Origin of the sequence: Pontibacter rufus (genome assembly GCF_015694705.1) — a bacterium.
Classification (GTDB): Bacteria; Bacteroidota; Bacteroidia; order Cytophagales; family Hymenobacteraceae; genus Pontibacter; species Pontibacter rufus.
Window position 1 is genome coordinate 1 of sequence record NZ_JADQDR010000018.1, and the last position, 20,901, is coordinate 20,901.

Here is a 20,901-nt window from a genome sequence, read left to right on the forward strand (position 1 = left end):
CTTCCATAAACTTATTGGTTTGGTCACCTCTAGTTTAGGCCGATTCCCGCTTTTTTCCAATTCAAAACATACTCTAAGGGCGCGGCTCAAGTATAGAAAATTTCTGCCTGAAACAGTCGATGAACTAATAACCGCTATAGTGCCTTCAATAGACTTGTCAATTGATTCCAAATCATTGATGCCTAATATATTATCATCATTGAAATTTAGCCCATGCTTTCTTAAAATAGTTGAAATCAGCTTGGCTAGTTTAAAAGATGCTTGATCCGGTAAAGCAATCATGAATTTTAGAGACGCCGGAATGTTCTGTACAACGTACTTTTCAATTTTATCGAAAATTTCCTGGAAGCGATGAGTGGAACCTACATTGGTCTCCCACTCATTCAAGACTGTATCTATATCAATGTATATATCATATTTTTTCTGATGGTCTTGACCTTCTTTATAATAGCACCTAATGATAGAGGAATCTTCTTGGCTGCCCTTTGAATAAAAGGCTCCTAGCTTGTTTAGAAAAGGAGGGACATCAGTTATATGAATAAGCTGGCCGTTTACAACGGGTTTTTCTAACAGGAAAACATCCCCTTTTACTTCAACTGCCGTTGATCCGCCTATACATAACTCACATTTTTGACCTCTATTAACATTATAGGACTTAAAAGGCACTAAGCCTTGCGGATTCAGATCTTTATGGTTTGTCAGATCGCAGATTACTTGTCTTTTATAATAAGCTTCTACATCAAGCCCGTATACTATAGCGATGTTTTCTACTTCAATATTCTTTTTTCTGTCTTCAACCATACGTTTTACGATGCCTCCAGAAGTTGAAGAAGATATTAGAAACAAACTGTCCCGCTTAGCTTCAAAGGTCGATTCTTCAAACATCTTGTAAGACCCAAAACTCTCCACATGAATCGAATCGCCGTAGGTGGGATCTAAGTCTTTTAACAAATAGATATAAGAATAAGCAAGCGAGTTGATTGAAGAAGTGTCACAATAGATATGATTGTACCTCTTTCCTGCTAAATAAATAATTAGTGCAGAAGCTAAATACATAATTTGGGTTCCATGTATGAGAACATTTCCTGCCCTAAGGAATTTATCGCTATGCTTTCCAGACGGAAAAACAAAATGATGTGCAGATTTTGAGATAATTAAGCCTCCATTATCGTTAAAGATTTTCGTCATCCCACGATTGAAAATCTCCCTAACTAAATCGTCTTTTAACTTTTTCCCCAGAAAGGATTCAAGAGTTCCTTGTGAGCTGATGTAGATACCTGATATGTCATCTTTATTTTGCTCTACATCATAATGAGGAATATAACGGTATATCTCTGATTCACTTTCAAAAAGCTCTAAGAGTTCATTTCTGTTAAATTCCAGTCCTATAATAATAATTTTGTCTGGTATTGTGTTCCGATAAAAATACTCTCTTAATTGAACCTGTATGTCAGCTTGGTCTTTCAGAACAGCCTTATATGGAAAAAATAAAACTAAGTGATTAGCCTTTTTTGTTCCTTGAAGTGGAACACTGATTTCCCTAATGAAGCTAAAAATAAAACTTTTCTTCATCATACAGTATTTAAAGGGTAAGCCATGGTAATCACAGTGCCTTCCGAATGCCACATTTCAGTAAAAGCATTAGCGGAAGAAGACTCCCAATCCTTTAGCTCAACTGATTCAAAACTACTTGCTTCCGTGTAAGGGGTACTAATAAGATCTCTATAGAGGCAAGTTCTCCCAGTTCTTATTTTTAGGAACCCTCTTTTCTTTGAAAGTAGCTGTAGTACATTGTCTAGCCCGAACCCCTTATTGATCCCTTTTAGTGTAGTCACAGATGATGCCCCCTTTATTAAACACTTCTTTATTGCGGCCACCTCATTTTGAATGGAAAGACTATTAGTCCAATCTTTGCCCAAAAACCTTTTGGCTAACCCAGGGCCACTGTCAAAAACAGAGATCTCAAGTATAAAATTATTATCATCTTCTAAAGAGCTTTCATAGAAGTTAACTAAACCTACATGAGATTTAGCCCCTTCTATGAACTTGCCTTTAGAACTTCTCTGTATTTTTAGAAAAGCCCCTCTAACATTAGGGGTAAGATCAACTTTATTTAAATAATCCATGGTTGCATGCTCATCAGTATTCTTCATTAGCTCCCATAGGATCGACTGCAAATCTTCAAGAATGGGCGAATTATTTCTTGTAAATCTGTTTGTGTAAATTTTCCCTAAACTCTCTAATATTCGGTAAACTGTATTGTCTAAAGCGGACGGGACTTCAGCAAAGTTGAAGGTGGATGTGTAGAACCAATGTGGTAAACCTTTCTCGTTTGAATAGTGATCAAAACAAGGAATTAGTATCGCCTCATTGGGTAACCCTTCAAGAAAGTCAATTTTTCGATGCATCTCCTGAGTATACTTCTTAAGAGACGCCTTTAATTGCTCACCATTTTCATTTACTATCTCGCATTCTTTCCAAGCAGATGATAATAGCACATACCCGAAATAGCTATAAGTAAAATCCTTAGCTTGTAAGGTATTATTAGATTCCAAAGGTATAACTAGCTTTCCTCCCTTGTTTCTCCTTATCCAGGTGAATATAACTTGAAGTAGGTTAGGCAATATACCAAAACCCCTATAGCTTAGTTTAAGAGGGACCTTCAAGTTTATGCCTTCAGGTGAGTGAGCTAAGTCTTTTAAAAGTCTTTCTAGAACCTCGCTATCTAATTGAGAAGGAATTGTAAGTGTGGCCATTAATAAAGTATTTATTCGTCGGAGTCGAGTAAGTTAGGAAACGGATTATCCCATATTTTTAACCTCTTACTCTACCAGTAGTTACTAGTTGGTTTAAACTATTGAAGTGCAGCCCTCAAGTCATCAAGGAATATAGGTTTTGTCACTACTTTTAATTTCGGAAGCCCCTTCTCAACGATTTTTGCCTGGATACCTAAATGTCCTGTTAGAATTATTATTCTTGTCTCGGGGTATCCCAACTTCAAGATCTCTCTTGCCACATCGAAGCCATCCATCTCACTGTTTTTTGAAAGATCTATATCAATAAACACCTTGTCATACTGATTTATCTTATAAAACTTTCCAAATGCTTGAGACGATGGAAAATTCTCCACAGAGAGAGAATTGTTAAAATAAATGATGTTTACTGCCTGGAAGGGAGTTCTCACGGCTGCATCATACTCATTTTCAAATATGGCAATTCTCATGCGTTGTTAACTGGAAAGATCATGGATAATTCTAATTGTCTATCTATACGGAAGGCCGTTTTGATGCCCATTTGATTAGCAAACTGCTTTATGAAAGTAGTCCCATGACTGTTTCTCTTCATAATCTCGTTGATTTCATTTCCGTTAAAATCTTTAACCAACTTTTTTAAGGCTCCGTCCTGCCTATTTGCTGGAGCTTTAAAATCATTTGAGAATCGAATTACAGGACAATCTTCTACTATTACAAATTTTACTTCAGCTGTGGAACGGGAATGTTTTTTAATGTTATCAATAATTTCATCAAGAATCAGTTGAAAGTCATTCAGGTTAAGATTCATGGTGGACTCATAAATGCGATCATCCCAACCAACCTCAATACTTTTTACATCCAGGTCATTGTGGTCCCAGGCAAGACGCACTATTTCAAAGATTCTTCTAAAAGACTCAGGGGCCATTTCTTCAACAAAATATGGGCTTAAGGATTTGTCCAAAATATTATGTGCCTTTCCAATAACATCCTTTATGCCTCTTGCAGCACGCTTCTTCTCATGAGTGATCAGTGGATCTAGTTGCTTTAGTATTTCAGGGTCCTTTATCTGTTCATATTTAGTGACCAAGTCAAAGTATGTGGTGACAGGCGTAAGCTTGTTGTTGAGGTAATGAATTACTTTGACCGTGTTGTCCACATAATGCAACTTACTCTTAAGCTTTTTAAGCGTCTTTCTCTGCTGAACCCTGAGATCATTCTCAATCTCCAACACCTTTACAACCTTGTGCAACAGCGGGTTCACTGTTTTAATGATCAAAGGATGTAAAAAGGAAAAGCTATTCTGAGAGAAGTGTATACAATATACATATTGTGCCTTGTTCCCTTGTACCAATATAAGAATACAGTTATAAGTAACTGCACCGTTGATGCTTACATCCTGCACCCTTAGGTAAGACTTCTTCCTTAATTGAGCAATAATAGCAGGCTCATTAGGGAAACTGAACGTCGATATGAACTTTGAACTCGCCACGAGGCTAAGAGCAGTTCCTTTCACCTTGAAGCACATGATGTCCAAAGGAGCCAGTGATTTGTATATAGAGCCACCGCTAGACAGAGACTCGACAATGTTATTAAGGAGCACGTAGGCTCTACCTAGGTTCAGGTTCTCTTCGTAAAACTTATCTATTGCGCCATAAATGACAGTGTGAAATCGGATAAGGCTCGCCCTAAGAAATGAAAAAATATTTATAGCGGCCAATCCTAAAAGAGCAAATATTGCAGTATAGTCAAACTCAAAATTATTAAGTATGAAAAGGGACAGCAATACTATGAGATACAGCGGCAGGGAAAACGCAGGAGGTCTCTGATGACTGCTATGGTTTAATGAATTTACAATTGGTAGAAGGAGTAAACCCATATTAAGTAGAATACCTAGATCTTTACCATAGAGCACGAATAAAAAGAAAGCATAGTCATTAAGGAGCCTCAGATGTGCGAAATACTTTCTCTTAGGCTTCAGTAAAAGGTAAAGAGCATAATAAACTATGCCACCCACGAGGTAGGCATACCAAGAAAATAAGTTGTCATTGAAAACAATAATAGTAAAGGAGTAGCCTAGGATTAGGATTCTGAATAACGATGAGATAAACTTCCTGATCTTGAGATCCAGTTCTTCTATGATGGACATTATAGCTTTAACTTAGATGATATTTCCTTAATCAGAATGTTTATCACAATCACCAGAAATGCTATTTTGCCCAAAACGAGTAAAATAACCCCCCAGATGTTCAAGGGCTTGACTTTAAAGCCATCTGAAAACTGAAAAACTCCTAAAAGGGTATTCGCAAAGTGATTTGAATAGAAGTTTTTAGAAACATTTAGGTACTCAATCTCAAATACAGGAAACTTGGGCTCACTAGATGGCAAAAGAACAATGGAATATACTGAGTAACTTAATAAAAGTGTAAAAGCAACTGTCCAAATATTCATAGTCATTTTTAGATACAGTAACTTGAAAGCATTTACCCAAGTTATATTTTGAGTGCATAGGCTGATATTAGCATCAGCAAGAGCCTTATTGCAAGCATCCTTCTCAGGCTCAAACCCATTCACGGCCAGGAGCCTATTTAGGTAATGCAGGGCCTTTAATCTCTCTTCAATACTTAATAGACCAGTATAGGAAAATATTTTACCCATATCTATATCATCATACCCGAACTGTCTCTCTTCACAAGCCTTAATATAATAAGATATGAGGTACTTGATGTCTACATATGTGTCTCTTAACAATACTGGATCCCTACTATGGATCTTAATCTGCAGAATTGCATTCTGAGCTTCTAACTTCTGATAAAAGTATTGTGCATTTAAGATGTTGTTTCTCTCTCCGTCAATCAAAACGAGAAGATTTTGTCTTTGCACATCCATTCTTTGTTGATATAGTCTTGTGGGAAATAGGGTGAAAAGGAAACTATGAAAGCAGCATCTCTTACATTAATTCATTAGGCTGCCGCTGAAGGAGGTACTCAATGCCTGTAACATCGACGCGCTGTCTAGCCTGGCAGAGGTCATGCTGCAGTTGCAGATTTACCCAAAGCTCTGGAGACGTGCTGAAAGCTGCAGATAGCTTCCATGCCATCTCAACGCTAATGTTGACATGACCGTTGAGGATCTCATAAAGCACCTTGCGGCTGATGTGCAGATTCTCAGCGATCTGTGTCACCATTAGCCTCGTGGTATCTGTATAGTCTCTCAAAATTTCGCCAGGATGCGGTGGGATGTACATGATCATATAAATATTATTTACTTCAAGAACACCTCAGCTAATATTGAAGCTGTTTAGCATTTAAAGAACCTCCAAAGAACTAGGCTGGTACAAGTGTTTGCAAAAACATTTTACACCTACACCTAATTCAATGGAAGTCATAAGCGAAGATAGCATAAACCGTTGGATAGTGCCGCATTTGAGCGTGAGCAAAAGAGGCCCAAAGCTACAGGTAAATGCCTCAGAGATTGTGTCGACCATTCTCTACAAGCTCAAGACGGGCTGCCAATGGCGGGAGTTGCCTACCAAGGAGTGCTTTGTGGGCAGGCGCATTAGCTGGCAAGAAGTGTACCATCACTTCAGTAAGTGGGCAAATGACGGCAGCCTGCGAAAAGAAGTAAAGGGGCTATTGAAAAATATTATCCAGCAGCCGATAAGCCTTCAAAAGCTCTTCATGCTCTTGAATTAGCACGTTCCAGTGAGAGCCTTGACTCCTCTCTTCCTAGAAGGGAAATTCTTGGTGAGGAGAGGTGCGAGCTATCCTCGATCTTTGAAAAGATATTTACTTGATGATACCCATCATTACTATCCAAACATGCTCCCGCTTTGATTCTTAGGGAGTATTAATCTTACTTATTGCACCAATGAGTCTTATGTTAATCAATTTTACTTTATGTCAAGTTTTATAACTAAAAAACTTGACATAAAGGCAAGCGCATACTTACCTTTGGGAAGAATTAAACCATAGTAGTCACGGCGTAAAAGAAGAATATGAGCATTATGCAGCAAGTCCGGGAAAGAATTGAGCAAGCCCAGCCCGGGCAGCTGTTGACTTACGCTGATTTCCAGGTAAACGACAGCCAGCTAGAGGCCCTGGCGGCGGCGCTCAGCCGCCTGGCTAGGCAGGGTGTCATCAACCGGTTGGCAAAAGGCCGCTACTATAAGCCAAAGGAAACTGTTTTCGGGAAAGTGAGACCATCTGAAAAAGAGATCATCAAGAGCCTGAGCACTTCCAAGGGCAAAGTCAAAGGGTACGAGAGCGGTTTGGGGCTTTACAACCAGCTAGGCCTGACAACGCAGGTTCCCCAGGAGGTGACACTGATGACCCGCAAGCAGCGCCGGGTGGCGAACGTCGGGAAAACCAAGGTTCGTTACGTTCAAAGCCCCACCAACTTCAAGGAGTCTGACATTGATAAGCTGCAAGTCCTGGACGCACTGCGCGGCTTTAAGAAGATCCCGGACCGCAACAGTGAGAAGACGATCCTCATTCTGCTGGAGTATATCAAAGAGTTAGCCGAAGGCGACATGGATCGGCTAATGGAGCTGGCGCTGGACTATAACCCCGCTACCCGTGCCCTACTGGGAGCCCTGCTGGAGCAGCTGGGCTATGCACAGGAGGCGGACAGGCTAAGACAGTCGCTCAACCCGCTGACAAAATACAAACTGGGCATTAGCGAGATTATACTGCCCAACAGGAAAGACTGGAATATCATATGAACCTGCACCAAAACCCGGAGGTGTTTCGGGACGCTATTACGGCCACAGCAGAGGCCCTGCAGATCAGGGATGTGTATGTGGAGAAGGATTACTGGGTAACACTGCTGCTTTACCGGCTGGCGCACTCCCCTTACGTGGGGCAGGCCATCTTCAAGGGCGGCACCTCCCTATCCAAAGCCTACAACCTGATTGAGCGCTTTTCAGAGGACATCGATCTGGCTATTAACGCGCCCGAAGGCATGACTAACAACCAGGTCATGCAGCTGATCCGCAAAATCTCAAAAGAGATCACAAAGGACATGGTGGAGGTAGATGATCCGCACAGGACCAGCAAAGGCTCCCGCTTCCGCAAAACGCTGCATGATTACGGAGCCACTGTGCAGGGAGACTATGGCCAGGCAACTGACAGGATTCTGGTCGAGATCAACTCTTTTGCCAGCCCTAATCCACACCAGCTGATGCCAATCAAGACCTACATCAGCCAGTTTATGGCCCAGCGTAACTTGCTGGACCTGATCCGCCAGTACGGGCTAGAGCCTTTTGAGGTGAATGTGGTGAGCTTGGAGCGCACCTTCACAGAAAAAGTGCTGGCCCTGGTGCGTGCCTCCTATGCAGATAACCCCATAGATGAACTGGGCAGTAAAATCCGCCATGTATATGACCTGCACGCCATGCTAAAAGTACCTGCAGTTGCCGCTTTTCTGCACAGCGAGGACTTCTCTCAAATGATCAAGGCCGTGCAGGCCGATGATGCCCGCAACAGCGAGTTTCAGGGGCACTGGGCTCTGCAGCCGCTGGATGCCTGCCTGCTGTTCGCCGACGTGAGAGGAGCCTGGAATTCTTTAGAGACGGCCTACCAGCAGGAATTCCGTTCCCTCGTGTATGGTACGCTGCCTGACGCGGAGGAGATTGTTACCGTCTTGGGAATAGTCGCTGCCCGCCTTAAGGCATTCGGAGACAGAAAGAGTTGATATGGACCTAATGTAGCTGTTAAATCCTGCATAAGAAGTACGGTATATAATCTATTCCTAGAATGTGCTAATCCATACCCCGGTGGATAGAATCACGGTAGTCAAAATGAGAAGTTTTAAGGCCAGTATCTTATGGGATAGCCTTAAAACTTCTCTTAGCACTCATCCATATTGCTATATACTTTATCATATTTTAGGTAAATTGCTAACCCTGTTAACAAATAAACCAGTCACTCTAACTCAGATCACGGTAGTTTTAGAATAACAAAGAAGTATTCCATAAATATTCTAAAGCTGTGCCTTATTCTGTAGTTTGATCATATAAGAAGTAAGAAATGAACGCAGTTGAGATTGAGGAAGCTATATCATTACTGGCAGAACAGCCTTTTAATCCTGTTGAGTTTCCCTATGCTTTTCTGGAAGCTTTTGGCAATAAAGCTACAACCATCAAGCGCCTACAAACCGGCAATAATAATAAATCGGACATCGAGGGCGGAGTTCTCCAGCGAAACAATATTCACATAGCCGTATGTGAGGAGGGCACGGTTTTAGAAACGCTGAACCGGCTCCGCAATAGCCCAGCAACTGCTAAAGCTAAGGCCAAATTTATCCTGGCTACGGATGGTAAGGAATTTCAGGCCGAAGATATGAGTAGCGGTGAGACTGTTGCTTGCGACTACCCACAATTCAACGAGCATTTCGGCTTCTTTCTGCCTCTGGCAGGCATTAGCACCGTAAAGCAAATACGAGAAAATGCCTTTGATATTAGGGCTACAGCGCGCCTTAATAAACTCTATGTAGAGCTCTTGCAACATAATCCAGACTGGGCTACCGAAGAGCGGCGGCACGACATGAACCATTTCCTTGCCCGGCTCATCTTCTGTTTTTTTGCTGAGGATACTGGTATCTTTAGTGGTAACAATCCATTTGTTGGTACAATTCAGCAAATGAGTTCCCCAGATGCTTCGGACACGCATGAGGTGATGAGAGAGATCTTTCGGGCAATGGATACGAAACATGAAGACCGAAAAGCTAAGAACATACGAAGCTGGGCTATTGGCTTTCCCTATGTAAACGGAGAGCTATTTTCCGGTTCTACCGAATGCCCAAAGTTTACCAAAATCGCCCGTTCTTACCTCATCCACATTGGCAACCTGGACTGGAAGAAAATTAACCCGGATATTTTCGGTTCCATGATTCAGGCAGTGGCCGATGAAGAAGAACGCAGCGCACTGGGGATGCACTATACTTCTGTACCCAATATCCTGAAAGTGCTCAACCCGCTCTTCCTGGATGATCTACGCGCGCAGCTGGAGGAAGCAGGCGATAATGGACGCAAGCTGCTTAACCTGCGCAAACGCCTGGCCCGCATCCGAGTGTTTGATCCAGCCTGTGGCTCTGGCAATTTCTTGGTAATTGCCTATAAGCAAATGCGGGAAATTGAGGCGGAGATCAATAAACGCCGTGATGAAGGGGACAGACCTATGGAAATACCGTTAACCAATTTCCGTGGTATAGAACTGCGCGACTTTTCCTGTGAAATTGCACGCCTGGCTCTTATTATTGCTGAATACCAGTGCGATGTCCTTTACCGAGGACAGAAACTAGCGATCGCTGATTTTTTGCCGTTGAGCAAAGAAAACTGGATCACTTGCGGCAATGCCCTGCGGCTAGAGTGGCTATCTGTTTGCCCGCCCACTGGAACTGGTGTGAGGCTCCATAGCAATGACCTCTTTTCTACTCCTTTAGTTCAATCAGAAATTGACTTTGAGAATGAAGGAGGCGAAACCTATATCTGTGGTAATCCTCCATATTTAGGTAGCCAATGGCAATCCAAAGAACAAAAGTCTGATCTTAAGTCCATATTCGACAATCTTACGAAAACCTGGAAGTCACTTGACTACGTAGCTGGATGGTTTATGAAAGCGGCAGAGTATGGTAAATATACTAAAGCTTCAGCTGCCTTTGTATCTACAAACTCTATTTGTCAAGGTAGGCAGGTTGCTACCTTATGGCCTCTAATTTTTAGTACGAGGCATACTATCAACTTTGCCTTCTTAAATTTTAAGTGGGCAAATCTTGCGAGTTATAATGCGGGCGTTACAGTGTGTATTGTAGGAATTTCTCAAGATCAGGGGAAAAAGAAGCAACTTTACAGCATTGACAAAGACGGTAACACCATTCTTAAAGAGGCAGATAACATAAATGCATACCTCATATCCGCTGCTAATGTTATAATCAAACCTTCTTCAAAGCCTCTTTCTGAATTACCGGAAATGAGTTTTGGAAATATGCCTAATGATAATGGGCACCTACTTTTAACAGACTCAGAAGCCAGGAAGGCCATTCAAGATTACAATGTTTCTTCGAAATATATTAGACCGTTCTACGGCTCTCAGGAGTTTATAAAGGGAACCCCAAGATACTGTGTTTGGATCAATGACAATGATGTAGAAGAGGCTTCTCAAAACGCTTGGCTTTTAAATAGGTTTGAAAAAACTAAACAATCACGTTTAGAGAGCGACCGTCCAACTACGCAATCTTTAGCTAAGCAATCACATCGTTTTGGGGAAGTACGCCAAAAAGGTGATGAGCAACTGATCGTAATTCCTTCTATCAGTTCTGAGAATAGACCTTATCTTCCTTGTGGAGTCCTTCAAGCAGGCAACATTGTTAGTAATAAGAACTTTGCTCTATATGACGCTCCGCTTTGGAGTATGGCGTTAGTTGCTTCTCGATTGCACTGGGTTTGGATCGGTACAGTATGTGTTCGCATGCGAACTGATTTTTCCTACTCCAACACCCTTGGCTGGAACACCTTTCCCACTCCTTCCCTAACTGCAAAAAATAAAGAAGATTTAACCCGTTGCGCCGAAGAAATATTGATTGCGCGGGAACGGCATTACCCCGCCTCCATCGCTGATCTCTATGATTTAGAGAGAATGCCCGAAGACCTCCGCCATGCCCATGATCGTAACGATGAAGTGCTGGAGCGTATTTACATTGGCCGTCGGTTTAAAAACGACACCGAGCGCCTGGAAAAACTTTTCGATCTTTATACTCAAATGACCACTAAAGCTAAGGCTTCATGACAAATAATAAAGCTGTACCCTCCGTTACCGTTAACTATAAAAGCACCGGAAGTTCTACAAACTCAAATGAACTTGGCATGCGCCCCATGCAGGAGCGTGCCTACGAGAAGCGCGGTGAGCAATATTTACTGATTAAATCGCCTCCGGCATCTGGAAAAAGCCGGGCCTTAATGTTTATCGCGCTGGATAAGATTAATAACCAAGGCATCAAGCAGGCCATTATTGCGGTGCCGGAAAAATCTATAGGCTCCAGCTTTGCCAATGAACCGCTTACCAAATTTGGTTATCATTTTGACTGGCATGTAGAACCAAAATGGAACCTCTGTAATGCCCCAGGGGAAGATGGCAGCAAGGTTAATGCCGTTGGGTCTTTCCTAAGCAGCGAAGACAAGATACTGGTTTGCACCCATGCCACGTTTCGCTTTGCTGTAGAACGGTTTGGAGTGGAGGCTTTTGACAATCGGCTCATTGCCATTGATGAATTCCACCATGTGAGTGCCGATGAAGGTAATGTGCTCGGTTCACAAATAAGGCAACTGGTAGAACGCGATAAAGCGCATATTGTGGCCATGACAGGCTCCTACTTTCGTGGGGATGCCAATCCTGTTTTAATGCCTGAAGATGAGGCTAAATTCGATACTGTTACTTATACCTACTATGAGCAACTTAACGGATACGAATACCTTAAAACTTTGCATGTTGGTTATTACTTCTATAGTGAGGCTTATGCTGACGAGATTTTAAATGTTCTTAACCCTAATGAAAAAACGATCATCCATATACCGAACGTCAATTCGCGAGAGAGTATGGGGGATAAGATCAAGGAAGTTGAGCATATTTTGTTTGAGCTTGGCGAATGGCAGGGTACTGACACAAGCACCGGCTTTCATTTAGTTAAAACGCCAGAGGGTAAAGTTTTAAAAATTGCTGATCTGGTTGAAGATGATTCCGCAAAGCGCTCAAGAGTACTAGCCGCGCTGAGAATGCCGGAAGCCAAAAAGGATCGCGAACACGTTGACATCATTATCGCGTTAGGAATGGCCAAAGAAGGTTTCGACTGGATATGGTGTGAACACGCACTCACGGTAGGCTACCGCTCTAGCCTAACCGAGATTGTGCAAATTATCGGGCGCGCCACACGGGATGCACCCAATAAAACCCAGGCCCGCTTTACCAACCTCATCGCCGAGCCCGATGCAGCAGAAGAGGCCGTTACCGATGCTGTTAACGATACACTCAAGGCCATTTCAGCCAGCCTGTTGATGGAGCAGGTGTTGGCCCCTAAGTTTAACTTTGTGCCTAAGCAAAAAGACTCAGGGCCGGTTGAAGGAATGTACTATGGGGAAGGTGGCTATGATCCAGGTAAAGAAAACATTGGGGTTAATGAGGAGACTGGCCAGTATCACATTGAGATAAAAGGCCTTTCTGCACCCAAAAGCGTAGATGCCCAGCGTATTTGTAAGGAGGATTTAAATGAGGTTATCGCCGCATTTGTTCAGGATAAGCAGACCATCGAGCGCGGCCTGTTCGACGAAGAGTTAGTGCCCCAGGAGCTTACCCAAATCCGTATGGGGAAAATAATCAAAGAAAGATACCCAGAGCTGGACGAAGAGGATGTAGAATCCGTGCGCCAGCATGCTGTTGCCGCGCTGAACCTGACGCAGAAGGCAAAAGAAGCCATCAACAATGACAGTGAATTATCTAGCCGCGCCAATACAGCCTTGATTGACGGAGTGCGTAAATTTGCTATGGATGTGCGCGAACTGGATGTAGATTGGATTGATAGCATTAACCCCTTTAGTGAAGCCTACTCCATTTTAGCTAAGGCTATGACGGAGAAAAGCTTGAAGGCTATGGCAGAAGTTATTTCAGCCAAAAAGCCCAATATATCAATAGATGAAGCACGAGACCTTGCCAAACGGGCTTTGAAATTCAAAAATGAGCGAGGCAGGTTACCAGATATAAAATCCGCCGACCCTTGGGAGCAACGTATGGCACAAGGTATTGCGTATTTGACTCGTTTAAAAGCAGAGGAGAGAAATGGCTAAACAACAGAAACTGACTGAAGAAGATGACGCGCTTTTAGCAGAACTCGGTATAGAGGTAGAAGCCAAAAAAGCCGTTAAGTACTCGCCCAGAGAAGAGCGAATTATCGCTGGTTTTGAGGAGATACAAAAGTTCGTGGAAGAGCATGGCCGATTGCCGAAACACGGCGAGGACAGAGATATTTTTGAAAGGCTATACGCCGTAAGGCTTGAACAAATCCGCAAGCAGGAAGATTGTAGAAACCTGCTTAAAGAGCTGGATTATCAAAATCTTCTGGATAGCGAAAATAATCCTGGTGCAGACATATCAGAGGACTTGGATGACGAGGAATTGCTGGCGCAGCTTGGTGTGGAGGATAATAACGAGGATTCAATCACAAATTTAAAACATGTAAAGCCTCGCGTAGAAAAAAAGGCTGCAGAAGAAATTGCTAACCGTACCCGCTGCGAAGATTTCGACAACTTCAAACCATTATTTGCGGCGGTTAAAAGAGATATCGATACTGGTTTTAGGAAAACTATTCGTTTCAGAAAAGACGCCGGCTTCACCAAGACAAGCCTGAAGAAAGCTCAGTTTATTATTGTAGGGGGGCAAATGGCGTATATAGCCGAGATTGGAGAAGCGATTAAAGCTCCCAATGGGGAAGAAGATGCCCGCCTGCGGGTTATTTATGCCAACGGTACGGAAAGCAATATTTTGCTCAGATCTCTGATTCGGGCCATGTACAAGGACGAAACCAGTAGGTTTATCACTGACGCCGACTCAGGACCACTGTTCTCTGGCGAGAACAGTGAAGATGATCAGGAGAGCGGGACAATTTATGTGCTGCGTAGCCTGTTCGATCATCCCACTATCAAAGAGAGCCGAAATATTGTCCATAAAATAGGAGTGACGGGTGGAGCTGTTGAGAAACGGCTTACGAACGCTAAAAACGATCCAACCTTTCTTATGGCCGATGTAGAAATCGTGGCCACTTACAAACTAGCAAATATTAACAGGGCGAAACTTGAGAATATTATTCACAGGTTTTTCGGTGCAGCAAAGTTGGATATTGAAATCAAAGATCGCTTTGGAAAACTGGTAAAAGCCCGAGAATGGTTTTTGGTTCCGATCTTCATTATTGATGAAATGGTAGAAAAAATCAAAGATGGCACTGTCAGCGCTTATTATTATGATCCCGCTTCTGCAGAGTTAAAGAAGCATTAGGATAGGTAGCCCTTTGAAGTAAAGACTTTCATTGTAATCACTGTCAAACGGTGCTGAGAATGGTAGTTCGAAAGTCAAAATAGTAAGGTGCTGTTACATGTAATTGCCGCTACTTGAGCTGACACTACTGCTAAACTTAGTAGCAGAAGGCTTACAGTTTCATTTTTCTTTCGCAACCTCTCCATGGTTTAGTGAGAGGGGATTACGAAAGAAAAATGTTGTATGGGAAATGTCAGGTGAATTATTGTTCAATGCCAGAGAATGTTCGCTTACATCCTGACTATTGCAGATTAATCAACAGTTTTTTACTTTCAGATATACATTTAATACTTCTCTTGTGTAATAATAATTTCTTTGCTTACAGCGTAGCCAAACTATAAATAAAATTGGGGTTAGTATTGCATAGTATCTCCAATCAAAATAATTCCTACCAATCAAAACAACAGTCCCGATCAAAACCGTTGTTAAAAGCACTCGAGCAAAGGCATAAGCTGTATTGAAATCTTCCACCCGTGGATCTTTCTGAGCGTTTGCGTATCTCATCGCGATTGAGAAAAGTTCATCATGACAGGCATTTGGTCTCGCTTCAGCGAGAAGTAATGCTTTAGCCTTTTCACAGTGATAAAACCTAACTTTCCAAATCCCTTCACCTTCTAACAACCTCAGAGAAGGCTTTCCTCCCCACGTAAAAAAATAGAAGTCTTCCAGCCAACTAGACAATGTATTCATCACATTACCCAATAAGAATGCGATAGCGGTATAAGGCACAACCATATCCTTGTCGAATGGTATTTCACCAAGCTTTAATAATAATAGTAACATTAGAAATCCAGGGATAAGCGAGGACAATATATCATATGCTTTGAAGCTCATTGACTTAAAGTTTAAGGGTCGATTATATTATAGTTAGCATCTATACTCCGCAGGAAATTCTTGATAATGGTTATAAGAAAACAAATGGCAAAATTTTACTACCGGTGACAATTATGGCGCAGGTAGGTATAGGCTCTTTCCTGTTTAAAATAACCAGTTCTCCTATTGTAGCCTTATCTCTATTACTTAAGCCTTCCAAATTCATAGGATGAGTGTGCCACTCACCAATATAGCCAACAACACCTCCTGTGGATTCTTTGATCACGTTAATGCACTCTGGTAATCCCTTCACTCCTCTTAAGAACCCAGTGCAGGTTCCTATACTATCTTGCGGCTCCTCAATTATATCAAAGACATGGATTGTTTTTGTTTTATAATTTGCCATTCCCACCAGAACACCTCCAGTCTCTATCTTACCGTTCTGCTTACATAGATTTAGCAGCCTTGCGGAAATACTTGCCGCCATTCTAACTTCCCAACCACTTCCTTCTATGCAGAAGTAACTTTCAAAGGCGGATACTGTAATGCTATCGCTTCGTAACTTCGGTATACCCTCTATCTCCATTTGGCTTAAATAGATAAGCCCCTTGCTACCAATCGAAGGATTGCTTTGTTCTTGGTGAAGTAACCTGGAGAATACAGACGAATGCAAGGATATTATATCGTCTGGCATTACTGTAGTCGTAGAGCTGCAACCTAAACCGACGTCGATTGTGCTATACACTCTCTGCGAATCGCGCCTTCTCCATGACTTAAGCGCATCATTGACTATAGCAGAATAATACGCCATATTTATTAAGTCATCGATACGCGGATTTCTTTTCTCACCTTCGATGTATAGCAGCCCAAGTCTTCCGTCATCAGCAATCTCGCAACGACTAACTTTAAGCGTAGCTGGTAATACCTTTTTTGAAAGCCAATTCTGTACAAGCAGACTTGCTGAACTATCTACCAGCCACTCATAGTCTTCGAACACATTATCCTTAACATCTTCAACTGACATAGCATAAGCACGGAGGCCTTTAGTACTATCAGTTTCAAACATATCTGAAATCTGCTTGATAATAGCATCTGCTTTATTCAAGCCTACCTTATCATGGTACAATGCGTGACGAGCCAGATTGTGTTGCAAGAATTTGTCTTCATCCACCACACCAATATGCATCTTTCCGCTTCTTGCATCATGTATAATAATCTTTGACCCCAAGGAGCCTGCGCCAATGTAAAGCGTTTTTGCAGATCTTGTTTCACCTGAGAGTTTGGCAGCCAGGATGGAGCTGAAAGGCTCCAGGTGAGATAGGTTCAGTACTTTTGCATCTTCTGGTATGGTTTGGCCTTTTCCTTCTGGGGTCAAAACAGAGAAGTTGATGAACTCGTAATGCCCGCCGTACCCAACCATCTTCTTTGGTCTTTTTATGGCATGTATAATAGGAATTCCTCTCCTCTTTTGTAGGCCAAAGTTTTGATAAATTGCCAACACACCATCAATATCTATTCCTCGGATGTTAAAGTACAGCCTTAGCTCACCGTAATTTTTAGGAAGGCTAGTGCAGTATTCTTCTTCAACCTCATCATCCTCTCTCCACACCAAAATAGAAAGAAGTGGTGACACCGTTTTCCCATCTGTCCTTTTATGCAGTTCATCAATGACTTTGATAAAATTGGCTAGTTGGATAAAAGGAACAAATGACAAAGTTTTATAAGTTAATGCCCCATATTTTTCTTCCTCATCACTTAAAATATTTGAGAAAAGCAGAGCCATCCCTAACTCAGGGAGGAACCTCTGATCATTGCTCACTACGTCATGTAGTAGATCATATTTATAAACATGGTACCCGTTATAGCCTTCCAGACGAATAGGATCAAATTCCTCCCCGTCATCTGAGAGACGGCCGGTTGCTGCCTTAAACAACCACTGCTCCCCAACGGCCAATAAATCCCACATTCTGGCCCCTGCAAACCACTCATTTGGGTTGTTTCTTACAATGCAAAATTTACCTGGATCCTCCGATATTCTTGACACATAAAGATGCGCGAGGTGTTTCTTTGGAAAATCCTTGCGGTCGCTTAGGATCAAAGGTATCTGATCAGGGTATCTCCTGAGGGATATTTTTATAAGAACAGGTTCCTCGCTGCGTATGTCAATGCCGCCTACTGTTCCCAAAGGGGGAAGAGATACCTTATAAGTAACAGGTATGGCTATATGATCTTCATCATATGTCAAAACCACTACATTCTCCAAGTCAAAGAAGTCGCGGATCTCCCCTAAGCCGATTTTAATATCGTCGGAAAGTTCGCCACTATATAGTTGCAATGAATCACTATGCAGCATACCTATTTTTAACCCTGTTTCACAACCGATGATGCCGCCCCTGCTCCGCCAGCAGATCCAATAGCACTACCCACCTTTTTTGTTGGGGAAAGAGTTGGGCCTCCACTGGTTATGATAAACTCAATCGGTTTAGGTTCAGACTCCTTTGGGTATACGGCCGTATTAAGAAGATCCGAAGCTTTGTCTAATTTTTTCACATACTCCTCCTTTGCCTCATAATGGGGAGGATTTGGCTTCTCATCCAGTATCTTCTTACAGGAGGCAATAATTTTACCACCTGTTCTCTTATAATCAAGCACCTCTAATGAGGTTTCTTTAGGATCGGGGTTTTCTGATTGAGGCCTGTCATTGAAAAATGACCATGAGCAATGATGGGGAGCAAGGAAAATATCCCAATCCAGCGCCTGTTCTTTCTCATCATTCTTATGTCTCTTAGTTTTCTCTAAGATGATTTCCCATGAATAGTGGTCGGAATCCCCGCCGAAGATCGCAAGACAGGCATACTTGGTGTCGTATGAGGCATTTTTGAATCTTGCTTGAAAGACAATGCTAGTCGAATTCTTGTCTTTCTCAGCAGAGGCTAAGTGCTCTTTGAATGGGGCATGTATGAACACAGAGAACGTTGTCTGCTTCTTGCTGTTGAAAACGTCCACCACCTTGCCAGGGGTAGTACGTAGATGGTCAATGTCCTTATACTCTTTATTACCGTCGTAACCTATTATCTTTATCCTGTTACCTGGCTTATCTTTGTCTGCGTCTTTGCTACGGTGAAGTTCAATCCTTCTCTCAGCTTCCTGTTGGTATGCATCCTCATCATCATTGGTGTGCTCTTCCGCGATCATAGGTGAAAACCACATCTCGTCAATCAGAATCCGATTCTCTTTCCTATCATCAGCACTATATTTAGTTGGATCACCTTGGTAAAAGTTACTTTTAAAGCCCCGGCAGTGGTCACAGTCACCATGAGTTAAGATAAATACATCAACATAAGGATTAGTATCTCTTTTCTTTATGCAGGAAAGTAAGTCCTTTTTTACGTCATAAATCTTTGAGTCCGTGCTGCCGATTGAACTCTGCCTAATGTTACAGTCGACCAGAATTGAAGTGCCGTCTTGAAGAAGGATCAACGACATATCACCGTTGTCTACTGGATAATACTTGATCTTTGAGTCTGCCATGATAATATCTATATATCGGTTTCTTCAAAGGTATGAAGAAAAATCTAAATATATCAAGCAAAATTAAGTATATCTATCTTGTAGCAAGCAATGCTTGATATATTTAGATATAATCTGTATCTTTGCAGTCTTAACACATAAGGTTTGTAATGAAAACATTGGGCAAAACCTTAAAAGAGGCAAGGGAGCAGAACTCTCTTAAGTTGCGTCAGGTAGAAGACGCTACTGGCATCTCGAATGCATATCTGAGTCAACTTGAAAATGACAAGATTAAAAACCCATCTGCCAATATTTTATATAAACTTTCCTCCCTCTATAACCTAGAGCTGAACAACTTAATGGCTGCATCTGGGGCAATTAAGAAAAAAGAAGACGATAAGGCTAGTGTGCTGAATTCTGTAGCCTTCTCCGCTGATAGTCTTTCCAAAGAGGAAGAAGAGGCATTGATAGAGTATCTTAAATTCCTTCGGTTTAGCAAGAATAAATAATGCTGGAAGAGCATACCAGGAGGAATATTGAAAAGGTCGCAAATGAGATACTGACCAGTAGCAAGTGCCTTGGTGTATTCCCTACCCCAGTTGATAAGATCATTTCCTTCTCTGAGTTGTCAGTCAACAATGATTTAAGCCTTTCAAGGATACACACTAATTATATAGAGCAAGCGGATAATAAGCTGTTTAGTGCTTTAGCCAAGATAAGGGGCATACTTGACAGAGAAGAGAAAGTTATTTATCTGGATCTGAACTTATCCGATTCCAAACGCAACTTTGTGAAACTGCATGAAGTCGGCCATGAAGTACTACCATGGCAGAGAAGCTTACATGAGTTCATGGATGATGACGTAAGCCTTAGTGAACAGACAAATGAGGAATTCGAGGCGGAGGCCAATTACTTCGCCTCTGCGACATTGTTCCAGCTCGACCGCTTTCAAGCCGAGATGAGTAAGCTCGGGTTTGGCATGAAGGCACCCATGGCATTAGCAAAGAAGTTTGGTGCCTCTGTACATGCCTCCCTTAGACGGTATGTTGAATCAAACAAGAAACGTTGTGGGTTAATAGTCTTAGAGAATGTTTCACCCCAAGGCTCTTTTGTAAGCTGCTCCCTTCGAGATATCTTCCTTTCCTCAACATTTGTGTCTGAATTTGGGGAAATACACGTACCGCTGGAACTGGGATATAAATGGGCTTTTGTTAAAGATTATTATTTTCAGAAGAAATACCACGAGCGGGGCAGCATTGAAATTATTTCATTAGAGGGGGAAGCTATTGACTGCGCTTATCATTTTTTTAATAACTCCTTCAATGCATTTGTCTTGTTTTTTCCACGAGGGGAGAATCGATCTAGAAGTTAAATCCCAATATATCATTTGGTAGATTTATCAAGATTTGTGCAAACAGAAAAATAAGCGAGCGCTTAAATTGTTAGTGGCTGATTACTTATAAATAGCTGTCGATCCTAGCTAGTAATTTTCACATAAGCCTCCCTCCTGCTCATCACCTCGCACGATAAGGTACAGCAGTTAGTAAATCATCAGACAACGCCAGGTGCAGTTTCACACATTTGTGTACATATAACATTTTACAAACGCACGCTCAAAAATGTTATCCCGTTCAAGCCGCAACTCGGCCTCATTAGATGTCACCTATCAGTGTTAATGTTACTAATTTTGCTGCCGCAGCCCTGCAGTTAGATCGTATCTGAAATGTCGGATAACTGCCACTTATAGCTTA

17 protein-coding genes are annotated in these 20,901 nt (G+C 42.0%); 8 read left to right on the forward strand and 9 right to left on the reverse strand.

Features of this window, described 5'->3' with window-relative positions; all coding sequences use genetic code 11:
- The 6 genes from I2I11_RS20695 to I2I11_RS20720 all read right to left on the reverse strand — a co-directional run.
- The coding region (locus I2I11_RS20695; protein WP_196269665.1) for a hypothetical protein at positions 1–1,575 on the reverse strand (1,575 nt) is incomplete at its 3' end.
- Positions 1,572–2,756 (reverse strand): hypothetical protein, encoded by a 1,185-nt coding sequence (locus tag I2I11_RS20700; protein WP_196269666.1) that lies wholly within the window; start codon positions 2,754–2,756, stop codon positions 1,572–1,574. The genes I2I11_RS20695 and I2I11_RS20700, both read right to left, overlap by 4 nt.
- 98 nt (positions 2,757–2,854) lie before the next feature.
- Positions 2,855–3,223 carry a response regulator gene (locus tag I2I11_RS20705; protein ID WP_196269667.1) on the reverse strand — a complete coding sequence of 123 codons (369 nt, stop codon included), beginning with the start codon at positions 3,221–3,223 and terminating at the stop codon, positions 2,855–2,857.
- A complete protein-coding gene (locus I2I11_RS20710) occupies positions 3,220–4,899 on the reverse strand; it encodes a hypothetical protein (RefSeq protein WP_196269668.1) in 1,680 nt (559 codons plus the stop codon). Before I2I11_RS20710 ends, I2I11_RS20705 begins: the two co-directional genes overlap by 4 nt.
- On the reverse strand, positions 4,899–5,609 hold the full coding sequence (locus I2I11_RS20715; protein WP_196269669.1) for a hypothetical protein: 711 nt from the start codon (positions 5,607–5,609) through the stop codon (positions 4,899–4,901). The genes I2I11_RS20710 and I2I11_RS20715 overlap by 1 nt, the downstream gene beginning before the upstream one ends.
- A 91-nt stretch (positions 5,610–5,700) precedes the next feature.
- Positions 5,701–6,003, reverse strand: coding sequence for a HigA family addiction module antitoxin (locus I2I11_RS20720; protein ID WP_196269670.1), 303 nt, complete (start codon positions 6,001–6,003; stop codon positions 5,701–5,703).
- A 124-nt stretch (positions 6,004–6,127) separates the two neighbouring features.
- Between I2I11_RS20720 and I2I11_RS20725 the strand changes: the two genes are divergently transcribed.
- The 6 genes from I2I11_RS20725 to I2I11_RS20750 all read left to right on the forward strand — a co-directional run bounded on the left by I2I11_RS20725 (position 6,128) and on the right by I2I11_RS20750 (position 14,788).
- On the forward strand, positions 6,128–6,445 hold the full coding sequence (locus I2I11_RS20725) for a transposase (RefSeq protein ID WP_196269671.1): 318 nt from the start codon (positions 6,128–6,130) through the stop codon (positions 6,443–6,445).
- 302 nt (positions 6,446–6,747) lie between these two features.
- Entirely contained in the window at positions 6,748–7,473 is a 726-nt protein-coding gene (locus I2I11_RS20730) for a type IV toxin-antitoxin system AbiEi family antitoxin domain-containing protein (protein WP_196269672.1), read from the forward strand.
- Positions 7,470–8,444, forward strand: coding sequence for a nucleotidyl transferase AbiEii/AbiGii toxin family protein (locus I2I11_RS20735; RefSeq protein ID WP_196269673.1), 975 nt, complete (start codon positions 7,470–7,472; stop codon positions 8,442–8,444). Before I2I11_RS20730 ends, I2I11_RS20735 begins: the two co-directional genes overlap by 4 nt.
- A 335-nt stretch (positions 8,445–8,779) precedes the next feature.
- A complete protein-coding gene (locus tag I2I11_RS20740; RefSeq protein ID WP_196269674.1) occupies positions 8,780–11,536 on the forward strand; it encodes a class I SAM-dependent DNA methyltransferase in 2,757 nt (918 codons plus the stop codon).
- On the forward strand, positions 11,533–13,584 hold the full coding sequence (locus tag I2I11_RS20745) for a DEAD/DEAH box helicase (RefSeq protein ID WP_196269675.1): 2,052 nt from the start codon (positions 11,533–11,535) through the stop codon (positions 13,582–13,584). The genes I2I11_RS20740 and I2I11_RS20745 overlap by 4 nt, the downstream gene beginning before the upstream one ends.
- Positions 13,577–14,788, forward strand: a complete 1,212-nt coding sequence (locus tag I2I11_RS20750; RefSeq protein ID WP_196269676.1) for a GIY-YIG nuclease family protein — start codon at positions 13,577–13,579, stop codon at positions 14,786–14,788. The genes I2I11_RS20745 and I2I11_RS20750 overlap by 8 nt, the downstream gene beginning before the upstream one ends.
- 294 nt (positions 14,789–15,082) lie before the next feature.
- Here I2I11_RS20750 and I2I11_RS20755 read toward each other — a convergent pair whose 3' ends face one another.
- The 3 genes from I2I11_RS20755 to mblB all read right to left on the reverse strand — a co-directional run bounded on the left by I2I11_RS20755 (position 15,083) and on the right by mblB (position 19,171).
- Positions 15,083–15,661 (reverse strand): hypothetical protein, encoded by a 579-nt coding sequence (locus I2I11_RS20755; RefSeq protein WP_196269677.1) that lies wholly within the window; start codon positions 15,659–15,661, stop codon positions 15,083–15,085.
- Positions 15,662–15,731: 70 nt separating this feature from the next.
- On the reverse strand, positions 15,732–17,993 hold the full coding sequence (gene cap2-3, locus I2I11_RS20760) for an anti-phage 6A-MBL system cap2_3 protein (RefSeq protein ID WP_196269678.1): 2,262 nt from the start codon (positions 17,991–17,993) through the stop codon (positions 15,732–15,734).
- 8 nt (positions 17,994–18,001) lie between these two features.
- On the reverse strand, positions 18,002–19,171 hold the full coding sequence (gene mblB / locus I2I11_RS20765) for an anti-phage 6A-MBL system MBL-fold protein (RefSeq protein ID WP_196269679.1): 1,170 nt from the start codon (positions 19,169–19,171) through the stop codon (positions 18,002–18,004).
- Between the two features lie 149 nt (positions 19,172–19,320).
- Between mblB and I2I11_RS20770 the strand changes: the two genes are divergently transcribed.
- Together I2I11_RS20770 and I2I11_RS20775 are read left to right on the forward strand one after the other, a co-directional pair.
- Complete coding sequence (locus tag I2I11_RS20770; protein ID WP_196269680.1) at positions 19,321–19,659, forward strand: helix-turn-helix domain-containing protein; 339 nt, start codon at positions 19,321–19,323, stop codon at positions 19,657–19,659.
- Complete coding sequence (locus tag I2I11_RS20775) at positions 19,659–20,522, forward strand: ImmA/IrrE family metallo-endopeptidase (RefSeq protein WP_196269681.1); 864 nt, start codon at positions 19,659–19,661, stop codon at positions 20,520–20,522. Before I2I11_RS20770 ends, I2I11_RS20775 begins: the two co-directional genes overlap by 1 nt.
- Positions 20,523–20,901: the final 379 nt, after the last annotated feature.